Annotated in this window: 21 protein-coding genes and 1 pseudogene; 3 read left to right on the top strand and 19 right to left on the bottom strand. The window is 65.8% G+C overall.

Annotation, left to right across the window (positions count from 1 at the left end):
- Positions 1 to 81: 81 nt before the first annotated feature.
- From QO058_RS25605 to QO058_RS25590, 4 genes and pseudogenes are all read right to left on the bottom strand, one after another.
- Positions 82 to 912: an ABC transporter permease gene (locus tag QO058_RS25605; protein WP_057190182.1), complete on the bottom strand. Its 831-nt coding sequence runs from the start codon at positions 910 to 912 to the stop codon at positions 82 to 84.
- A 4-nt stretch (positions 913 to 916) separates the two neighbouring features.
- Entirely contained in the window at positions 917 to 1,825 is a 909-nt protein-coding gene (locus QO058_RS25600; protein ID WP_284169023.1) for an ABC transporter permease, read from the bottom strand.
- Positions 1,822 to 2,896 (bottom strand): annotated as a pseudogene (locus QO058_RS25595) (ABC transporter ATP-binding protein). The gene QO058_RS25600 and the pseudogene QO058_RS25595 overlap by 4 nt, the downstream one beginning before the upstream one ends.
- Positions 2,897 to 2,999: 103 nt before the next feature.
- Positions 3,000 to 4,190, bottom strand: coding sequence for an extracellular solute-binding protein (locus tag QO058_RS25590; RefSeq protein ID WP_284169022.1), 1,191 nt, complete (start codon positions 4,188 to 4,190; stop codon positions 3,000 to 3,002).
- A 163-nt stretch (positions 4,191 to 4,353) separates the two neighbouring features.
- Between QO058_RS25590 and QO058_RS25585 the strand changes: the two genes are divergently transcribed.
- Positions 4,354 to 5,049: a GntR family transcriptional regulator gene (locus tag QO058_RS25585; RefSeq protein WP_284169021.1), complete on the top strand. Its 696-nt coding sequence runs from the start codon at positions 4,354 to 4,356 to the stop codon at positions 5,047 to 5,049.
- A 41-nt stretch (positions 5,050 to 5,090) separates the two neighbouring features.
- Complete coding sequence (gene uxuA, locus QO058_RS25580; protein ID WP_284169020.1) at positions 5,091 to 6,287, top strand: mannonate dehydratase; 1,197 nt, start codon at positions 5,091 to 5,093, stop codon at positions 6,285 to 6,287.
- Positions 6,288 to 6,385: 98 nt separating this feature from the next.
- On the opposite strand, the gene QO058_RS25575 is transcribed toward uxuA, so the two are convergent.
- From QO058_RS25575 to QO058_RS25535, 9 genes are all read right to left on the bottom strand, one after another.
- Entirely contained in the window at positions 6,386 to 6,835 is a 450-nt protein-coding gene (locus QO058_RS25575; RefSeq protein ID WP_284169018.1) for a hypothetical protein, read from the bottom strand.
- A gap of 140 nt (positions 6,836 to 6,975) precedes the next feature.
- Positions 6,976 to 7,368 carry a hypothetical protein gene (locus QO058_RS25570; protein ID WP_284169017.1) on the bottom strand — a complete coding sequence of 131 codons (393 nt, stop codon included), beginning with the start codon at positions 7,366 to 7,368 and terminating at the stop codon, positions 6,976 to 6,978.
- Between the two features lie 35 nt (positions 7,369 to 7,403).
- Positions 7,404 to 8,546, bottom strand: coding sequence for an alpha-D-ribose 1-methylphosphonate 5-triphosphate diphosphatase (locus QO058_RS25565; RefSeq protein WP_284169016.1), 1,143 nt, complete (start codon positions 8,544 to 8,546; stop codon positions 7,404 to 7,406).
- A 68-nt stretch (positions 8,547 to 8,614) separates the two neighbouring features.
- Positions 8,615 to 9,163, bottom strand: a complete 549-nt coding sequence (locus tag QO058_RS25560) for a HupE/UreJ family protein (RefSeq protein ID WP_284169015.1) — start codon at positions 9,161 to 9,163, stop codon at positions 8,615 to 8,617.
- Between the two features lie 40 nt (positions 9,164 to 9,203).
- A complete protein-coding gene (gene ureG, locus QO058_RS25555; protein ID WP_284169014.1) occupies positions 9,204 to 9,836 on the bottom strand; it encodes an urease accessory protein UreG in 633 nt (210 codons plus the stop codon).
- A gap of 3 nt (positions 9,837 to 9,839) precedes the next feature.
- A complete protein-coding gene (locus QO058_RS25550; protein ID WP_284169013.1) occupies positions 9,840 to 10,277 on the bottom strand; it encodes a DUF3995 domain-containing protein in 438 nt (145 codons plus the stop codon).
- Positions 10,274 to 10,951, bottom strand: a complete 678-nt coding sequence (locus QO058_RS25545; protein ID WP_284169012.1) for an urease accessory protein UreF — start codon at positions 10,949 to 10,951, stop codon at positions 10,274 to 10,276. The genes QO058_RS25550 and QO058_RS25545 overlap by 4 nt, the downstream gene beginning before the upstream one ends.
- 3 nt (positions 10,952 to 10,954) lie before the next feature.
- The gene (locus QO058_RS25540) at positions 10,955 to 11,599 is read right to left on the bottom strand and encodes an urease accessory protein UreE (protein WP_284169011.1); all 645 of its coding nucleotides are present in this window, start codon (positions 11,597 to 11,599) and stop codon (positions 10,955 to 10,957) included.
- 23 nt (positions 11,600 to 11,622) lie between these two features.
- Complete coding sequence (locus tag QO058_RS25535) at positions 11,623 to 11,931, bottom strand: putative quinol monooxygenase (protein WP_284169010.1); 309 nt, start codon at positions 11,929 to 11,931, stop codon at positions 11,623 to 11,625.
- Positions 11,932 to 12,081: 150 nt separating this feature from the next.
- On the opposite strand from QO058_RS25535, the gene QO058_RS25530 reads away from it, so the two are divergent.
- On the top strand, positions 12,082 to 13,125 hold the full coding sequence (locus QO058_RS25530) for an amino acid ABC transporter substrate-binding protein (RefSeq protein ID WP_284169009.1): 1,044 nt from the start codon (positions 12,082 to 12,084) through the stop codon (positions 13,123 to 13,125).
- Between the two features lie 193 nt (positions 13,126 to 13,318).
- Here QO058_RS25530 and QO058_RS25525 read toward each other — a convergent pair whose 3' ends face one another.
- The 6 genes from QO058_RS25525 to QO058_RS25500 all read right to left on the bottom strand — a co-directional run bounded on the left by QO058_RS25525 (position 13,319) and on the right by QO058_RS25500 (position 17,837).
- Positions 13,319 to 14,347, bottom strand: coding sequence for an ABC transporter substrate-binding protein (locus QO058_RS25525; RefSeq protein ID WP_284169008.1), 1,029 nt, complete (start codon positions 14,345 to 14,347; stop codon positions 13,319 to 13,321).
- A 93-nt stretch (positions 14,348 to 14,440) separates the two neighbouring features.
- A complete protein-coding gene (locus QO058_RS25520) occupies positions 14,441 to 14,692 on the bottom strand; it encodes a hypothetical protein (protein ID WP_284169007.1) in 252 nt (83 codons plus the stop codon).
- A 70-nt stretch (positions 14,693 to 14,762) separates the two neighbouring features.
- Positions 14,763 to 16,499 carry an urease subunit alpha gene (gene ureC, locus QO058_RS25515; RefSeq protein ID WP_284169006.1) on the bottom strand — a complete coding sequence of 579 codons (1,737 nt, stop codon included), beginning with the start codon at positions 16,497 to 16,499 and terminating at the stop codon, positions 14,763 to 14,765.
- Between the two features lie 9 nt (positions 16,500 to 16,508).
- Entirely contained in the window at positions 16,509 to 16,907 is a 399-nt protein-coding gene (locus QO058_RS25510; protein WP_284169005.1) for a PIN domain-containing protein, read from the bottom strand.
- Positions 16,907 to 17,188: an AbrB/MazE/SpoVT family DNA-binding domain-containing protein gene (locus tag QO058_RS25505; protein WP_284169003.1), complete on the bottom strand. Its 282-nt coding sequence runs from the start codon at positions 17,186 to 17,188 to the stop codon at positions 16,907 to 16,909. The genes QO058_RS25510 and QO058_RS25505 overlap by 1 nt, the downstream gene beginning before the upstream one ends.
- Before the next feature lie 61 nt (positions 17,189 to 17,249).
- A complete protein-coding gene (locus QO058_RS25500; protein ID WP_284169001.1) occupies positions 17,250 to 17,837 on the bottom strand; it encodes an HD domain-containing protein in 588 nt (195 codons plus the stop codon).
- Positions 17,838 to 17,878: the final 41 nt, after the last annotated feature.

Genomic DNA, 17,878 nt, shown 5'->3' with positions numbered 1-17,878 from the left:
CCCCTGCCCTTCGTGGCCATTCAAACCCTCCGCAGCTCGACCGGCTGCGGAGGAATGCGGGACGTGGCCGGATGTTCCGGCCTAGCGCTTCGCCCGCGCCACGATCTGCGTCGGGTTGACGAAGCGCAGCGCGATGATGAGCCAGATCAGCGTCGTCACCATGTAGATCACCGCCATGGCGTCGATCGACTGCACGGCGCGCACGCCGGCGGCGAAGACCGCGTAATAGAGCGCGACCACCAGGGTCTGGCTGGTCGGGCCGGCGGTGAGGAAGGTCAGCTCGAACATCGCGATCGTGCGGACCAGCACCAGCAGCAGGGCTGCCAGAATGCCGGGCATGAGCAGCGGCAGCAGCACGTAGACGAAGAGCTTGAAGGTGTTGGCGCCGAAGACGCGAGCCGCCGCCTCGATCTTGGTATCGATCTGTTCGATGAACGGGATCATCACCAGGATGACGAAGGGCACGGTCGGCACGAGATTGGCGAGCACCACGCCCGACATCGAGCCGGCGAGCCCGGTGCGGTAGAGCACCGTCGCGAGCGGGATGCCGAAGGTGATCGGCGGCACCAAGAGTGGCAGCAGGAAGAGCAACATCACCAGCTTCTTGCCGGGGAAGTCACGCCGCGCCAGCGCGTAGGCCGCCGGCACACCGATCAGTCCCGACAGGAAGACGACGAGGAAGACGATCTGGAAGGTGACCGTCAGCACGTCGCCGAGCTGGAACTCGCTCCAGGCGGCGCCATACCAGCGCGTGGTCCAGCCATCCGGCAACCAGGAGCGCAGCCAGCGCGTCGAGAACGAGCTCGTCACCACCGCGGCGATCATGCCGAACAGGTTGACGATGAAGAAGCCGATCAGCGTCCAGTTGGCCGCGGCCCAGAGCTTGGTGGAAAGGCGGGTGTCCTTGACCATCGGATCAGCCCTTCCCGCCGCCGGCCGGGCCGCGATAGAGCATGCCGCGCAAGCCCAGAACCGCGACGACGATGGCGAGCTGGACCATGCCCATGATCATCGCGACGGCCGAGGCCATCGAGTAATCGTATTCCTCGAAGGCGGCCTGGTAGGCGGCGATCGAGATGACGCGCGTCGGCCCCGCCGGCGCCCCCAGCAGCACCGCCGAGGGGAAGACCGAGAAGGCCTGCACGAAGCTGAGACAGAAGGTGATGGCGAGGCCAGGCAGCAGCAGCGGGAAGAGGATGTGCTTGAAGCGATCCCAGGGCCCGGCTCCGAGGGTCGCGCCGGCCTGCTCCAGCGCCGGATCGACGCCGCTGAGATAGGACAGGGTCAAGAGGAAGGTGAAGGGAAAGCCGGTGATGACGAGCGAGATCATCACGCCCCAGTAATTGTGCAGGAGCTTCACCGGCGAGGAGATGATGCCGAACGTCATCAGCGTGCGGTTGAACCAGCCCTGCGGGCCGAGATAGTTCAGGAGCCCTTCCGCAACCAGCACGGTGCCGAGCGTGATCGGAATCACCAGGATGGTGGTGAGCAGGCGCTGGTTCTCCATCAGCCGGACGCGGAAGGCGATCGGGATCGCCAGCAGCAGCGTCAGGATCGTTACCGGCATGGCGAGCCAGAGCGTGGTCGCGATCGTGCCGTAGAGGAAGGAATCGGAGAAGAAGCGCTGGTAGTTGGCCAGCGCGCCACCGGCCTTCGGATTGAAGGACAGGAACAGCCCGTAGAAGAACGGGTAGATGAACAGCGCCAGCAGGAAGATCACCGCCGGCAGGACGAGCAGGGTCAACCCATCGAGCCCGCGCGCGGCGAGGCGCTGCTTGAGTGGAATCTCGTTGGCGCCGGATGCGGCTCCGGACAGCGTGCTCATGCGCCCTCTCCGAAGACCAGGACGCGATCAGGAGCGGCGGCGAGGCGGATCTCGGTGCCGGGCGCGATGCGGCTGTCGGCCAGGAAGGTCAGTGGCGTGTCGTCCGCCATCCGCGCAAAGCCGACGAATTCGCGGCCATGGAACTCGGTCGAGACGACCTTGGCCTTAAGCCCCGGCGCGCCATCGGCCACCGGATGCAGGTCCTCGGGGCGGATCGAGATATGAGCGCCCTGCCCGGCCGCGACCTGCGACCTCGTGCGTCCGGTGACGCCGACCTCGCCGCAGGTCACCGTCGCCTGCCCGTCAGCGACTGAGGTGACGCGGCCGGCGACCTTGTTGCGGAAGCCCATGAACTCGGCGACGTCGAGATGGTCGGGCCGCGAGAACAGGTCCTCAGGCCCGCCGACCTGGCGGATCTCGCCATCGCGCATCACCACGATGCGGTCGGCGAGCGAGAGCGCCTCCTCCTGGTCGTGGGTGACGTAGATGGTGGTGGCGCCGAGCGTGTTGTGGATGCGCCGGATCTCGGCGCGCATCTCGAGGCGCAGCTTGGCGTCGAGATTGGAGAGTGGCTCGTCCATCAGCACCAGCGGCGGCTGCACGGCGATGGCGCGGGCGATGGCGACGCGCTGCTGCTGGCCACCGGAGAGCTGGCCGGGCAGCTTCGTCTCCTGGCCCTGCAATCGGACGAGCGCGACCGCCTCCGCGACGCGCTGGTCGCTCTCGGCCTTGGCCATGCCGCGCATCTTGAGGCCGAAGCCGATATTCTTGCGCACGGTCATATGCGGGAAGAGCGCGTAGCTCTGGAAGACCATGCCGAAGCCGCGCTCCTCCGGGCGGAGCGGATCGATGCGCTTCTCGTCGAGCCAGATGCCGCCGCCGGTCGCGGGCAGCAGCCCGGCGATCAGGTTCAGCGTCGTCGACTTGCCGCAACCGGAGGGTCCGAGCAGCGCGATGAACTCGCCCTGCTTGATCGTCAGCGAGACGTCCTTGACGGCGTTATGCGTCCCGGAAGTCACGGCAGAGCCGATCGAGCCTGAGTTCGCGGAAATTCGCGGCATGTATCGACATGAGAGACCATCAAGTTCGAACGGATTGGCGGTCAGCTGCCCGCAGGCGACAGCAAGGCGGCAGGCCGGTCAAGAACCGGCCTGCTCGTTGATTTCAGCAGAGGCTATTTGCGCTTGGCGCCGCCGACCTGCTCGTCCCAGATGCGGAAGGCGACGACCATCTTGTCGGGGTCGAGCGGGGTTTCCATCGGGTTCTCGGCGATCAGCTTGTCGTATTCCGGACGGCCGTATTCCTCGATCGCCTTGCGGCTGGCCGCCGGCGCCATCGAAAGCGGCACGTCCTTCACCGCCGGGCCCGGATAGAAGTAGCCCTCGTCATAGGTGTAGGCCTGCTGCTCCGGCGTCAGCATGTGGCGGATCAGGTCGAGCAGCACGGCGAGCTTCTCGTCCGAGACGCCCTTGGGGATCATCATGTACTGGGCGTCGGTGACCCAATGGAAGCCCTTCAAGGTCTGGATCTTGGCTTCCTTCGGCACGACGCCGAGCACACGCGGATTGATGTCCCAGCCCGTGGTCGAGACGATGATGTCGCGCGAACCATCGCCGAGCTCCTTCATCGTCGCGCCGGTGCCGCCGGGGTAGTATTCGATGTTCTCGCCCAGCGCCTTGAGATAGGCCCAGGTCTTGTCCCAGCCCTTGGCCGGATCCTTGGGATCGCTATCGCCGAGAATGTAGGGCAGGCCCATGATGAAGGTGCGGCCCGGGCCGGAATTGGCCGGGCGGGCATAGAGGAAGCGGTTCTTGTTCTGCTTGCTCCAATCAAGCAGCTCCTGCGCCGTGGTCGGCGGGGTCTTGACCTTGTCGGGCATGTATTCGAGCAGCGGGCCGGACGGGTAATAGACCATCGCCATCCCCTGGCCGCGCCCGAGATTGTGCATGGCGAGCGCAGGCTTGAGGAACACCTCGTCGGGCTTGGGCAGATCGGAAGCGAAGCGCGGCAGCAATTCGACCCAGAGCTTCTGGTCGATGCCGGCCGAGAGCACATCCAGGCCACCGATGACGAAATCGATGTCGACGCGGCCGGCGTCCTGCTGCGCCTTCAACTTGGCCGGTAGCTCGGGAGCGGGAGCCTTGGTGAAGGTCATCCGCGAGACCACCTTGGGATTCCCCTTGGCGTAGTTCTCCAGCGGCGCCTGCACCAGAGCGAGCGCGCCGCCGACGTCGATGATGCTGAGTGCGACGGGCGAGGCCGGCAGCTTGAGACCTTGCGCGAAAGCGCCGGGTGCAGCGGCCAAACCGGCTACACCAGCGACGCCGCCGAGGAATGTACGGCGATGGATCGTATCCTGGACCATGATCTCCCCTCCCGGCGGCCTCGCCGCCTGCTGTTTCCCCAGCCCGTGAAAAGCGGGCTCTTGCGGCACTTTTAGCACCGGCTTCTATTGAATTCGCGGCTTTCGGAGTTGACGCCTCCGTTCGAGCCGGTATCCTAGTATACTAGTGAACAAGAGCTTGGCAATGGGCATCGCCGCGGCGAGACAGAGCACCGACCAGATCTACCGGGCGCTGCGCGGCGACGTGCTGAATGCGGTACTGCGTCCGGGGGAGGCGATCTCGGAAGCGCGCATGGCGCTGCAATTCGGGGTCAGCCGGACGCCGGTCAGGGAATCGTTCAAGCGGCTGGTCGAGGACGGCTTCCTCGTCGTTGTGCCGCAGGTCGGCACCTTCATCGCGCCGATAGACCTCGCCGCCGTCTATGACAGCCAGTTCGTGCGCGAAACGCTGGAATGCCGCACAGTCGTGCTGGCGGCGCAGAAGATCGACGAGGCCGGGAAGGCCAACCTCGCCGCGCTGATCCAGCAGCAGGAACAGGCGCTCGCGGAGGACGACCGGCCCAGCTTCTTCCGCGGCGACGAGGAATTCCATGCGGAGCTGGCGCGGCTTTCCGGCCACCCCTCGGTCTGGAACCTGATCGAGAGCGTCAAGGCCCAGCTCGACCGGGTGCGCTGCCTGTCGCTCGATACCGGCGGCTGGTCCGAGATGATCCTCGGCGAACACCGCCAGATCGCCGAAGCCGTCAGCGCCGGCGACGCGACCAAGGCCGAGCGGACCATGCGGGCGCATCTGCGTACCGTCTTCGACGCCATCGAGACGATCGCGCGCGACCATGTCGACGCCTTTGCCGCGACTGGCGGCCTCAACAAACCTGCCTGACAAGGCCGCAACCGACGGCCCGCCTACGAGGAAACGCGACGATGGAACAGACCTGGCGCTGGTTCGGCCCGGACGATGTGGTGACGCTCGCCCAGGCTCGGCAGGCGGGAGCCCGCGGCATCGTCAACGCGCTCCATCAGATCCCCTATGGCGTGGTCTGGAGTGTCGAGGAGATCGAGACGCGCAAGGCGATCATCGAGCAGGACAAGAGCCTCGGGCTGCGCTGGTCGGTGGTCGAGAGCCTGCCCATCCACGAGGACGTCAAGATCGGCGAAGGCGACCTCGAGACGATCTTCGCCAAGTACCGCCAGTCGCTGCGCAATCTCGCCGCCTGCGGCATCGAGGTGGTCTGCTACAACTTCATGCCGGTGCTGGACTGGACCCGCACCGACCTCGCCCAGCCCCTCCCCGGCGGCGGCACGGCGCTGCGCTTCAACCTGCACGAATACGTCGTCGTCGACCATTTCATGCTGCAGCGGCCGGGCGCCGACCAAGGCCATTCCGCCGAAGTCATGGACAAGGCCAAGGCCTGGTTCGAGCGTTCCTCGGAGGCCGACCGGGCCAAGCTGATGGCCAACATCATGGCCGGCCTGCCCGGCGCCTATGACCGCTACGACGTGGCGGGCCTGAAGCGCATCCTCGCGCGCTATGCCGACATGAGTCATGACCGCCTGCGCGCCAACCTCAAGCGCTTCCTCGAAGCGGTGATTCCGATTGCGGAAGAGGTCGGCATCCGCATGTGCATTCATCCGGACGACCCGCCGCGGTCACTGTTCGGCCTGCCGCGCATCTGCTCGAACGAGGACGACATCGCCTTCATCCTCGGCGCGGTCGACAGCCCTTCGAACGGGCTCACGCTCTGCTCCGGCTCGCTCGGCGCCAATCCAAAGAACGACGTGCCGGGAATCGCGCGACGCTTCGCCGACAAGATCTGGTTCGCGCATCTGCGCAACGTCGCCAAGGACCCGGACGGCTCGTTCATGGAGGCCGAGCACCTCGGCGGCGACACCGACATGGTCGCGCTCGTCGACGCGCTGATGGCCGAGCAGACCCGCCGCAAGGCCGCCGGCTGGCGGCATTGGCGCATCCCGATGCGCCCGGACCACGGCCATGAACTGCTCGACGACGCCAAGAAGGGCTCATTCCCGGGCTATCCGGCGGTCGGGCGCCTGCGTGGCCTCGCGGAGCTGCGCGGCGTGATGACGGCGCTGTCGAGCGTGAAAGGGTATGCGAGCTGAGGGGAGCCAGCGGATCGGCCGACGGGTCGGATTCAGGCAGCCACGACGGATGAGAGCCGGTCTTTCGGCGCGCCGCGGGAATCAGCCACGAAATCTATTCATTTCGTCTCGCTTGGAATCAGATCACAGTGAATCTGTAGGCTTTCGGTCGGATTACGATGAATTCGAAAGCCTGCGTCCTTCAATGCGGCCTGAACCAGCTCCACGGCGCCGGCGCTTTTCCGAACGCGGCGCTGCTGCCAAGCTTCCGGCGTGAACACGCTGAGTGGCAATAGTTCGACGCGGCGGCCATTCAGAGAAATAGAAACGTCGACATGGTTGCCGTCGACATCGTGTCCATTGCTGCCGAATATCTCCAGAAGTTCGTTTCTCCGCTGGGGATAGAACAACTTGAACAGCATGATCCCAGCTGCGCGAAGCTGCCGTCGTGCAAGCCCGAGATTCGAGCTCTTCGCCTCGTAGCCCCGAGTCAGGATCAAGCCGAGCCCCGCCGGTAGTTTCGATTGAACGGCTCGCAACTTCTCCAGAGCGAGCGCATCGATAAGCACCCGTTTCGCCGGCCAGCGTGGCTGAACTTCCAGGCCGTCACCCGCCCCTTCTTCTTCAGCGCGACCAACATCATTCGCCCTTCACGGCGTTCAATATTGCTCGATTCGGGTCGAAGGCTGCGCGCTCCATACCCACCTCTCTACCTCAGCACATACCCCGCCTCGCTCAGCGGCGCGTATTCGTAGCGGCAGTTCCACTCGTAGAGGCCGCCCTCACCGATGCTCAACCGGTTCATCAGCAGAGCCTCGCGCAGCGCCGCCCCGCCGGGGCGGCTGACGCGGATGACGTGAAACCAGAGGCGATGATAGTTGACCTCGACCAGCTCGCGGATGAAGCGGTTGTGGGAGCCGCGTCCGAGATCGCGCCCATAGGTGCGGATGCGCTGGTAGAGCGTCACCGGCGCCTTGCCGATGTATTTCGGATAGAAGGTTTCGCGCTGGATATAGCCGATCTCGTAGACGCCAGGGACCTGGAGATACGTCTCGTATTCCTTGTATTCGGACAGCTTCATCGAGTCGGACCAGCGCGCCATCGTCCTCTCCCCTTGCCCTCAGCCTCGATCCTAGTTCAGCCCAGAATGCGCTGATCCGCCAGATGCACCAGCCGGCCGCCGGCGATGGTCGCGACGACACGCGGCTGCGGTTCCGGCACGACGAGGACGAGGTCGGCGCGTTTGCCGGGCGCGATGACGCCACGATCGGAGAGTCCGAGCGCCTCTGCAGGCCCCTGCGAGACCAGCCGCCAGGCGGTGGCGAAATCCGCCGCGCCGTTGCGCGCCAGGATGAAGGGCGCGAGCGGCAGGGCGGGATAATAGTAGTCCGAGGCCAGGATGGTGCAGAGCCCTTCGCGCACCATCGCCTCGGCCGCCGGGCAATCGAGATGAGAGCCGCCGCGCACGACGTTCGGCGCGCCGAAGACGATCGCCTCGCCATGGGCGGCGGCCTCGCGTGTCGTCGCCTCGTTGATCGGGAATTCGGCGACGGCGACGCCGAGGCTGCGATACCAGCGCCGCATCTCAGGGGTCATGTCGTCATGCGACATCGCCGGGATACCGGCAGCGCGCGCCGCCGCGGCGAGCCGCTCGACCGAGCCCGGAACCTCGTCCTTGCGCGCCCAGACATTCTCCGCCAGCGCCATGAAGTGCTCATGCGTCAGCCCGGCGCGCTCGACCATCTTGGCGATCTTGCCCGGCCGGCTGCTCGATTTCAGGATGCCGCCGGTATGGTCGTTGAAGGCAAGCACGCCGACGCGCCCTGCGCCAAGCCAGTCGATGATCTCGGCCTCGGCCGCGAGATTGAAGGTCTCGTGGCGCAGGTGGAAGCGCGTGTCGGCGCCGAGCTCGGGCTTCAGCGTCGCAATCCGCTCGACCAGCCGACGGGCGTTGTCGGCGCCGCGCAAACCGGGCTCCCACGACCAGGTGACGCCGTGGAAGGCGGTGGTGATGCCGCTCGAAAGGATGGCGCGGTCGGCGTCGCGCAGAGCGAGGTCGATGTCGAAGGAGATGCCCGGCCGCGGCATGATATGGCGCTCGAAGGCGTCGCCATGGCAGTCGACGATGCCGGGCAGGACGTAGAGGCCGGTGGCATCGATTTGCAGCGCCTTGGCCGGAGGGGCGCCGTCCAGCGTGGCGATGCGTTCCCCATCCGTGACGAGGTCGGCGCGGATGAGCGCTTCGGTCAGCACCTCGCCGCCGGTGATGTGCAGACTCATGCCCCGCCTCCGCCACTGAAAGGACGGCGCGCTTGGCTGCTCCTTATGACATGGCGATGACGCCCGCCTCAGCCTGCGAGGAGCGCGACACCTGCCAGCACGAGCCCGCCGCCGGCGACGCGGGCGAGAAGTGGCGCACGGACAGCAAGAGCACCTGCCAACAGGATGCCGACGAGATGAAGCGCGGCCGTGGCGACGACGAAGCCCAGCGCATAGGCGAGGCCGCTGGCGTTCTCGGGCAGTTCGGCGCCATGGGCGAAGCCGTGGAAGATCGCGAGGATGCCGCAGGCGAGCGTGCCTGCAGCGAGCGGCGGCGAGGCCTTCAGCGCGACCGCGGCTCCAAGGATGATCACCGAGAGGGCGATGCCTGTCTCGACGCCCGGCAGCGCACCGCCCGACATGCCCCAGGCGCCGGCCAGCGCCATCGTGCCGACGAAGGCTGTGGGATAGGCAATGCGCGCCTTGCCGCCGACGAGCCCGGCCCAGAGGCCGACTGCGACCATGGCCAGAACATGGTCGAGCCCGGTCAGTGGATGCATCAGCCCGTGGAGGAAGCCATCGACCGGCCCGGCGCCGGTATGGGCGAAGGCCGGAGCCGAAACGAGGGTCAGCAGCATGGCAAGAGATCCGGTCGCGCGCATCGTCGGTGTCCTATCCTCAGCTCAGGGCCGGCACCTTCAACCCGCCGGCGGTCTCGATGAAATCGACGACCAGGTCAACGCCCTCCCCCGCCCGCGTATTGGTGAAGGCATAGGGGCGCTTGCCGCGCATGGTCTTCGAGTCCCGGTCCATCACAGCAAGATCCGCGCCGACATGCGGGGCGAGATCGGTCTTGTTGATGACGAGCAGGTCGGAGCGGGTGATGCCCGGCCCGCCCTTGCGCGGGATCTTCTCGCCGGCGGCGACGTCGATCACGTAGATCGTCAGGTCCGCCAGCTCGGGCGAGAAGGTCGCGGCAAGGTTGTCGCCGCCGGATTCGATCAGGATCAGGTCGAGCGAGGGGAACTTGCCGCGCATCTCCGCGACGGCGGCGAGGTTGATCGAGCAGTCCTCGCGAATCGCGGTGTGCGGGCAGCCACCGGTCTCGACGCCCATGATCCGTTCTTCCGGCAGGGCACCGGAGACGGTGAGGATGCGGGCATCCTCCTTGGTGTAGATGTCGTTGGTGATGGCGCAGATCTCGTAGCGGTCGCGCATGCGCTTGCACAGCGCCTCCATCAACGCGGTCTTGCCGGAGCCGACCGGGCCGCCGATGCCGACGCGCAAGGGGCCGTGGGGTGAGCGGGTCATCGATCAGGGTCCTTGCAGGAGCAGCACCGCATAGCCTGCTGCGATCAGCAGGCAGAGCGGCGAGTAATAACGGCGATCATAGCTGGCGAAAGGCTCGCGCGGGTGCAGCCGCCGCCAGGCCGGCAGGAAGCCGGCGACGCCGCGAAGCAAGAACACCGCCACGATCGCAAAGCCGCCGAGCAGGAGCAGAGGGCGCAAGGCGGCGGTGCTGGGCACCTGCACCAGAAGCAGTGGCCAGATTGCGGTCACAGCAATCGCCAGCGCGACGAGCAGGCACAGGCCGGGCGACGGCATGCGCTTCGCCCCGGCATTGCCGATGACGGTGGCGATCAGCTCGTCCTCACTCGCCGCAGGCCAGAGGCCGCCCCGTCCCCAATAGGCATGCAGGCCAGCGATCACGGCCAGGAACAGTGCCAATATGATGGCGATAGCGGCGGTCACGAGCGGAACAGCCGCGAATACTGCGTCTCGTGCCTCAACGAAGCGAGATCGGAGCGGAAGACGCAGCCGCCGAGATCGTCGAGCGCCATCGCCTCGGCCCGCACCGCCGCTTCGTGCAAGACCGGAGTCAGCCGGGCGATGACCCTCTGGCCGTCGGTCTGGCCGATGATACCGAGCCGGACGGCGGCGGAGACGAGGTTTGCGACGAAGGCGAGCGCGAAGGCCTCCAGCGACGACTGCAGCGGCAGGCCGTGGCCCTTGGCAGCAACCGCGACGGCGATCGGATAGGCGACATCGCCCGGCCAGGCAGCGCGCAACGCGTCGATGGACGCGCACGGCCAGGAGGCGGCGATCGCGGAGGCGAAGGCGTTGCCCTGGGTCACCGTCTCGAGCCGGCGCTCGGCCGAGTTCGCCAGAGCGAGCGCCAATTCCGCGACCTCCCGCAACGCTTTGGCGTCGCCCTCGCCGCTCGCCCGCCAGGAAGCGGCGAAGAGGATGAGGTCGTTGCGCAGCGCGCCGTGCTCGACCAGCGCATCGAGCCAGTCCGCGAGGCTATCGGCGTCGGTGAGATCGCCGACCTCGAAGGCCCATTCCAGCCCGTGCGAATAGGCGAAGCCGCCGACCGGGAAGGCCGGCGAGAGCCAGATCATCAGGGGCAGGAGCGCGCCCTGCATGGCTCAGTGATCGTGCTTGTGGCCCTTGTGGCCGTGCTCATGGCCGTGATGGCCATGGTCGTGCTTGTGGCCGTGGTCGTCATGGTGATCGTGGCCGCAGCCGCAGGCGGCGCCGTGGGCATGCTCGTGCGTATGATGGTGCTCATGGCCGTGGTCATGGCTATGGCCGGCATGGGAATGGCCATGGCCGTGATCATGGCCACAATCGGCGTGATCATGGTCGTAGGCGCCGCGCTCGGGCTGGAACGGCCGCTCGACATCGGCCATCGCGCAGCCCTGGCCGCGGATCATCTCTGCCAGGACATGGTCGTGCTCGATATAGATCGCGTTCGCGGTGATCTCCGCCGGAGTGTGGCGGTTGCCGATATGCCAGGCGACACGCGCCAGCCGCAGCGGGTTCTCGGCGGTGATCTCGATCAGCTTCTGCGCCGCCGCCTTGATCAGGACGAGCGAGCCGTCCTCGAGCTTGACCGCGTCGCCATCGTTCAGCGCTGTCGCCTTGTCGAGGTCGAGCAGGATATCGCGGCCGCCATCGCCCTTGAGCGCGACGCGTCGACGATTGCGGTCCTCATGATCGAGAGTGAGCGTCTCGACGACCCGGTCCTGCTTGACCGCGGCCTTGCGGACGACGGAAATGGCGCGCTGCATGACGAAACCCGTGGCGTGATGGATCAGAGGCGATCGACCGATCGCGGCTCCACCACTTCGATCACCGGAGCGACGCTGACGCAAGTCCCGGCAATGGCGAGAAAGGCCTTGAGGTGAGGCTGCTGCATGTGCCGGTCGACATCGGCGCGCTTCTCCCAGCTCTCGACGCTGACGAAATCGCCGGGATCAGTGAGGCTTTCACAGATGTCATAGCCGAGGCAGCCCTGCTCGCGACGCGTTGCCGCAATGCAATCGCGCGCCGCCGCTATGAAGCGTTCGCGCTCGGCGGGGAGAACCCTGGCGCGGGCGATGACGAGGACGGGATCGGACATGCCGGGACGGATCTCCACTGTTACGCACACGCGGGGTACGGCCAAGAAGAGCGCCTGGATGCACGCCCCAATCGATTAGCCGCATAAATACCTCTGGCTCGACTGACGCCCAGACTGTTAGATCGGCTGGCCAATAATCGAGGGGAACTCATGCTCAGACTTTCAGCACGCCATGCCCGCAATTTCGGCAGCGCCCTGGCGGGCCTCTGCCTCGCGGCGGCGCTTCCGCTGGCCGCCCAGGCCCAGACGACGCTGGAGCGGATCAAGCAGCGCGGCCAGTTGATCTGCGGAACCAGCCAAGGCGTCGCCGGATTCTCGCTTCCCGATGCGCAGGGGCAATGGCGCGGCTTCGACACCGATCTCTGCCGGGCGCTGGCTGCGGCGATCTTCAACGACCAGGAGAAGGCGAAGTACATCTCGCTGGCCTCCAAGGACCGGCTGACGGTGCTGCAGAGCGGCGAGATCGACGTGCTCTCGCGCACCACGACCTGGACGCTCGGCCGCGACGCCGGCTTCGGCCTCAACTTCACCGCGATCAACTATTTCGACGGCCAGGGCTTCCTCGTCCGCAAGAGCACGGGCGTGAAGGACATCAAGGCGCTTAACGGCGCCTCGATCTGCGTGGCGCAGGGCACCACGACCGAGCTCAACCTCGCCGACTATTTCCGCAATCACGGCATGAAATACGAAGTCATCGCCTATGCCGGGCTCGATGAGACGATCCAGGCCTATGAAGCGGGGCGCTGCGACGCCTATACCACCGACCTGTCGCAGTTGGCGGCAAACCGGATGAAGCTCAAGGCCCCGGCCGAGCACGACCTCCTGCCCGAGATGATCTCGAAGGAGCCGCTCGGCCCCTGGGTCCGCCAGGGCGACGACGCCTGGTTCGATATCGTGCGCTGGACCGTCTACGCCATGCTGAACGCCGAGGAGTTCGGCATCACCCAAGCCAATGTCGACGAGATGGTGAAGTCGAACAATCCCGAGATCAAGCGCCTGCTCGGCAGCGAGGGTAAGTTCGGCGAGAGCCTCGGCCTGAGCAATGACTGGGTCGTGCGTATCGTCAAGGCCGTCGGCAATTACGGCGAGAGCTTCGACCGGCATCTCGGCGCCAAATCGCCGCTCAACCTGCCGCGCGGCATGAACCGGCTGTGGACGCAGGGCGGCCTGCAATACGCGCCGCCGGTGCGGTGATTTCTGGCGTCTACGGCGTGCCGATTTGACTCGGAACTACGCCGTCATCCTGGACAAGCGGCGAAGCCGCGCAGCTCCGGGATCCATCGTAAGGCTCCGGAGCTCTACGATGGATCCCGGGCCGAGCTTCGCTCGCCCAGGATGACGAGGGTGGGGTCCGTGGAAAGTCAGCACGCTCTAAACGCCGCCGCCCTCAGCGCGGCAGCGCCTTCACCTCGTCGTCGAATTTCTTCAGCAGGCGCGAGCGCTCGGCCGGGCTGCCCCAGCGCGGTGTGTCGTAGTCGATCAGCTTGATCTCCTCGAACTTGGGCGCATCAGGCGAGAGCTTGGAATTCCTGTTCGACGGGATCGAGTTGATCTTGAGCTTGGCGTTGATGTCCTGCGCCTCCGGCGAGAGCGTGAAATCGACGAATCTCCGCGCGGCCTCGGGGTTCTTGCCGCCCTTGATCAGCGAGACCGAGCCGGTCTCGTAGCCGGTGCCCTCGCAGGGAGCGACGATGCCGATCGGCGCGCCCTGCAGCTTCTGCGTCAGCATGTCGTGCATGAAGGCGATGCCGACCGCCGTCTCGCCGAGTGCCGTCGCCTTGACCGGGGCGATGCCCGACTTGGTGTACTGGCTGATGTTCCTGTGCAGGCTCTTGAGGAACTCGAAGCCCTTGTCCTCGCCGAGGCGCTGGACCGTGGTGGCGAGGAAGACATAGGCCGTGCCGGACGAGCTGGGATCGGCGATCTGGACCTCGTCCTTGAACTTGGGATCGAGCAGATCGGCCCAGCATTTCGGCTCGGCCAGCTTCTTGCCCTTCAGGGTCTCGAGATTGTAGCCGATGCCGAGCACGCCGAGATAAATGCCGGAGGTGCGGAATTTCGACTGCTCGGCATGGCGCCTGGCCCAGTCATGCAGCTCCGTCAGCTTCGGCGATTTGTACTCATCCAGCAGACCCTCGTCGGCCGCCTGCAGATGCGGCTCGCCCGGCCCGCCCCACCAGACGTCACCGCGCGGATTGGTCGCTTCCGCCTTGACCTGCGCATAGACCTCGCCGGTGCTTTTGCGCACCATCTGGACCTTGATCCCGGTCGCCTTCTCAAAGATCGAGGCGCCCTCACGGCACTGCTCCTCGAGGATCGAGCAGTAGACGGTGACCTGTCCTTGGGCGGCGGCGGGCGTCGCAAAGGCAGCGAAAGCCGTGCCGGCAAGCACGGCAGCATGGGAAAGACGAAACAAGGCAACCTCCCTGGACGGCCAGTTTTCTTTAGCCGCCTACAAGAAGGAGAGCCCAGGCAGGTGTCAATCTTGAACGCGAAGCAACTTCCGGGCTCAGCGCCGGCGCGTCCTATCCGGCAGCTTGTCGATCGCCTCGTCGGCGCCCTGATCCTTGCCGAGAACGCCTTCGCGCAGGACCTTCGTCGCGGCGTCGTGTTTCTTTTCAGGGGATGTCACCAGCGGCTTCGTCGCCTCGGTAGCCTCGAGGCCGATCTCCTCCGGCTTCTTGCCGTCGTTGCGGGCGCTGGCGGCGAAGGTCGCGAGCGCTTCGGGCCGCTGGCCCTTCGGGTCTACTGTCTTGGCCATGGATCCCTCCCTGATCTGCGATGGGAGGAAACGTGGCAGTGGCGAGCGATGTTCCCGCTGCCTTCGTCGCTCAGAACAGGAAATAGCGCTGCGCCAGCGGCAGCTCCCTGGCAGGCTCGCAGACCAGCAGCTCGCCATCCGCCACCACCGCATAGGTCTCTGGATCGATCTGGATGTCCGGCGTCGCGTCGTTGTGGATCATGCTCTTCTTCGAGATGCCGCCGCGGGTGTTCTCGACCGCGACCATCTCCTTGTCGGTCCCAAGTCGGTCCTTCAACCCGTTCGCCATTGCCGCCTGCGAGACGAAGACCAGCGAGGTCGATGTCACCGCCTTGCCGAAGGCGCCGAACATCGGCCGGTAGTGCACCGGCTGCGGCGTCGGGATCGAGGCGTTGGGATCGCCCATCGGTGCGGCGGCGATCGAGCCGCCCTTGACGACGAGGTCTGGCTTGGCGCCGAAGAAGGCCGGCGACCAGACGACGAGATCGGCGAGCTTTCCGACTTCGATCGAGCCGATATGCCGGGATATGCCGTGCGAGATCGCGGGGTTGATCGTGTATTTGGCGACATAGCGCTTGACGCGAAAATTGTCGGCGCCGGTGCCGGCATCCTCCGGCAACGGCCCGCGCTGAACCTTCATCTTGTGGGCTGTCTGCCAGGTGCGGGTGATCACCTCGCCGATGCGGCCCATCGCCTGACTGTCGGATGACATCATCGAGAGCGCGCCGAGATCGTGCAGGATGTCCTCGGCGGCGATCGTCTCCTTGCGGATGCGGCTCTCGGCGAAGGCGAGGTCCTCCGGGATCGACGGCGACAGATGATGGCAGACCATCAGCATGTCGAGATGCTCGTCGAGCGTGTTGACGGTGAACGGCCGCGTCGGATTGGTCGAGGACGGCAGCACGTTCGGCAGGCCCGCGACCTTCATGATATCCGGCGCGTGGCCACCGCCCGCTCCTTCGGTGTGGAAGGCGTGGATGGTGCGGCCCTTGATCGCCTTGATCGTGTCCTCGACGAAGCCGGACTCGTTCAGCGTGTCGGAGTGGATCATCACCTGGACGTCGTATTCGTCGGCGACCGAAAGGCAATTGTCGATCGCGGCCGGGGTTGTGCCCCAATCCTCATGCAGCTTGAGGGCGCAGGCGCCGGCCTCGACCATCTCGATGAGCGCGCCCGGCAGCGCGGCATTGCCCTTGCCGGCGAAGGCGAGGTTCATCGGGAAGGCTTCGGCCGCCCTGATCATCTGGCCGAGATGCCAGGGACCGGGCGTGCAGGTCGTCGCCAGCGTGCCATGGGCCGGGCCGGTGCCGCCGCCCAGCATGGTGGTCAACCCGCTCATCAGCGCATCCTCGATCTGCTGCGGACAGATGAAATGGATATGGCTGTCGAAGCCGCCGGCGGTGACGATCTTGCCCTCACCGGCGATGACCTCGGTGCCGGGACCGACGATGATCGTCTCGTCGGGTGCAAAATTGCCGAAGCCGGCCTGGATGTCGGGATTGCCGGCCTTGCCGATGGCGCAAATGCGCCCGGCCCTGATGCCGATATCGGCCTTCACGATACCCCAATGGTCGAGGATCAGCGCATTGGTGATGACGGTGTCGACCGCGCCATCGGCATTGGTGACCTGGCTCTGCCCCATGCCGTCGCGGATGACTTTGCCGCCGCCGAACTTCACCTCCTCGCCATAGGTGGTGAAATCCTTCTCCACCTTGATGACGAGCTCGGTGTCACCGAGGCGGATCGTGTCCCCGGTGGTCGGGCCGAACATCGCGGCATAGGCATTGCGCGGAAAGGCGAAGGGCATGGCGGGGCCTCAGCTCGGAACGGGCGAGAACAGACGCTCGATCGCAGCGGCGTCGCGATCGAAGGTCAACGTGGTCGAACAGCCGGATGCAAGATTCGCGACACCGATCAGGCAATCGCCAAAATCGGCATTGCCCGCTTCGAACTCGGCCACAGCTTCATCGACGAGCCCTGCTCGCTCGACCACGAACTCCGGCGCCTCGAGCACAACGCGCAACCACTGTACAATCTCCGTGCGCGGAAGCTTGTAGCGCCGCGCCAACGTCCATCCGAACTCGAGCATGACGAACACGCTGAGGAAAAATGGCGCTTGGCCGGAATGCCTGACGAGTTGCTCGACCTGACGTACTTGGTCAGCATTCGTGCGATCCACGATCCGCAGAAGAACATTCGTATCCAGGGCCTGCATTAGTTGCCGCGCCGGACCCGTTCTTCCTGCTCATTCATCGCTTCGGTGACCGCGTCATCGATATCGGCCTGCGTCAGCGGCCGCCCAAGCGTGAGCGGAGGCAGGTTCTCGCGCAGCTCGAAGATGCTCCTGCGCCGCCTCGGGACGACGCTGAGCTGCTTGTCGTCCGTCAGCTCGAAACGCAGCTCATCGCCCGGCCGCAGGTCGAGCGCCTGCCGGATTTCGACCGGCAGCGTGAACTGACCTTTGGACGTCATGATGCTGGCGATCTTGATGCTCATCGCGCGCCCTCCTTACATCCAGATAAAGTAAGGATACTTCTACCGTAAGGCAATGGCGCTGTTACGATGTCGGCCGCGCAGCTAGATCGTTGATGCTCTTGGCAGCCGCCGCCGCGGCCTGATCGAACAGCAGGTCGAGCGCGGCGTTGAGACCGCGGCAGCCGGCGGCGACATCGGTTGCGAACTGCAGCCAGTCGCGACGGCGCGCAACATCCCAGCCAGCCGGCGGGTCCTCGGCCAGCTCGCGCAGGCCGCTGATCTTGTCGGCCAGCCTTAGCAGGCGGGCCGCCTCGCTCTTCTCGCCGATCGTCTCGATCTGCATGCGATGCCGCTCCGTCTCCGGCAGGCTCTTGTCGTCGCTCACTTCGGCGATGAGCGATGCAACTCGCGGGCCGAAGACGTTCTCGATCTCGTCGCTGGTGATCTTGGTCTTCTCAACGACGTCATGCAGCCAGGCCGCCGCGATGAGCTCCGGATCAGGATTCTCCAGCGCCTTTGCGAGGAGATCGGCTACTTCCGCGAGATGCAGGATGAAGGGCGGGCCACTTTCACCCTTGCGCGTCTGCCCATTGTGGACGCGAGCGGCAAAACCAGCCGCATGCGTCACCAGCGCGATCTGGTCGCGCAGCAGGTTATCGTCTTCGCGCATCAGGGCACTCTCCCGGTCGCTAATCCGTTCACGGCTTCACC

It is taken from the genome of Bosea vestrisii, from assembly GCF_030144325.1.
In the GTDB taxonomy this organism is placed as follows: Bacteria; Pseudomonadota; Alphaproteobacteria; order Rhizobiales; family Beijerinckiaceae; genus Allobosea; species Allobosea vestrisii_A.
The sequence above is the reverse complement of the archived record's forward strand: the minus strand, read 5'-3'. Positions and strand labels throughout refer to the sequence as shown.

Bases quoted from the DNA above. Each gene is read 5' to 3' on its own strand.
- QO058_RS25605 (WP_057190182.1), bottom strand. From the start codon at position 912: ATGGTCAAGGACACCCGCCTTTCCACCAAGCTCTGGGCCGCGGCCAAC.
- QO058_RS25600 (WP_284169023.1), bottom strand. From the start codon at position 1,825: ATGAGCACGCTGTCCGGAGCCGCATCCGGCGCCAACGAGATTCCACTC.
- QO058_RS25590 (WP_284169022.1), bottom strand. From the start codon at position 4,190: ATGGTCCAGGATACGATCCATCGCCGTACATTCCTCGGCGGCGTCGCT.
- QO058_RS25585 (WP_284169021.1), top strand. From the start codon at position 4,354: ATGGGCATCGCCGCGGCGAGACAGAGCACCGACCAGATCTACCGGGCG.
- uxuA (WP_284169020.1), top strand. From the start codon at position 5,091: ATGGAACAGACCTGGCGCTGGTTCGGCCCGGACGATGTGGTGACGCTC.
- QO058_RS25570 (WP_284169017.1), bottom strand. From the start codon at position 7,368: ATGGCGCGCTGGTCCGACTCGATGAAGCTGTCCGAATACAAGGAATAC.
- QO058_RS25565 (WP_284169016.1), bottom strand. From the start codon at position 8,546: ATGAGTCTGCACATCACCGGCGGCGAGGTGCTGACCGAAGCGCTCATC.
- QO058_RS25560 (WP_284169015.1), bottom strand. From the start codon at position 9,163: ATGCTGCTGACCCTCGTTTCGGCTCCGGCCTTCGCCCATACCGGCGCC.
- ureG (WP_284169014.1), bottom strand. From the start codon at position 9,836: ATGACCCGCTCACCCCACGGCCCCTTGCGCGTCGGCATCGGCGGCCCG.
- QO058_RS25545 (WP_284169012.1), bottom strand. From the start codon at position 10,951: ATGCAGGGCGCGCTCCTGCCCCTGATGATCTGGCTCTCGCCGGCCTTC.
- QO058_RS25540 (WP_284169011.1), bottom strand. From the start codon at position 11,599: ATGCAGCGCGCCATTTCCGTCGTCCGCAAGGCCGCGGTCAAGCAGGAC.
- QO058_RS25535 (WP_284169010.1), bottom strand. From the start codon at position 11,931: ATGTCCGATCCCGTCCTCGTCATCGCCCGCGCCAGGGTTCTCCCCGCC.
- QO058_RS25530 (WP_284169009.1), top strand. From the start codon at position 12,082: ATGCTCAGACTTTCAGCACGCCATGCCCGCAATTTCGGCAGCGCCCTG.
- QO058_RS25520 (WP_284169007.1), bottom strand. From the start codon at position 14,692: ATGGCCAAGACAGTAGACCCGAAGGGCCAGCGGCCCGAAGCGCTCGCG.
- ureC (WP_284169006.1), bottom strand. From the start codon at position 16,499: ATGCCCTTCGCCTTTCCGCGCAATGCCTATGCCGCGATGTTCGGCCCG.
- QO058_RS25510 (WP_284169005.1), bottom strand. From the start codon at position 16,907: ATGCAGGCCCTGGATACGAATGTTCTTCTGCGGATCGTGGATCGCACG.
- QO058_RS25505 (WP_284169003.1), bottom strand. From the start codon at position 17,188: ATGAGCATCAAGATCGCCAGCATCATGACGTCCAAAGGTCAGTTCACG.
- QO058_RS25500 (WP_284169001.1), bottom strand. From the start codon at position 17,837: ATGCGCGAAGACGATAACCTGCTGCGCGACCAGATCGCGCTGGTGACG.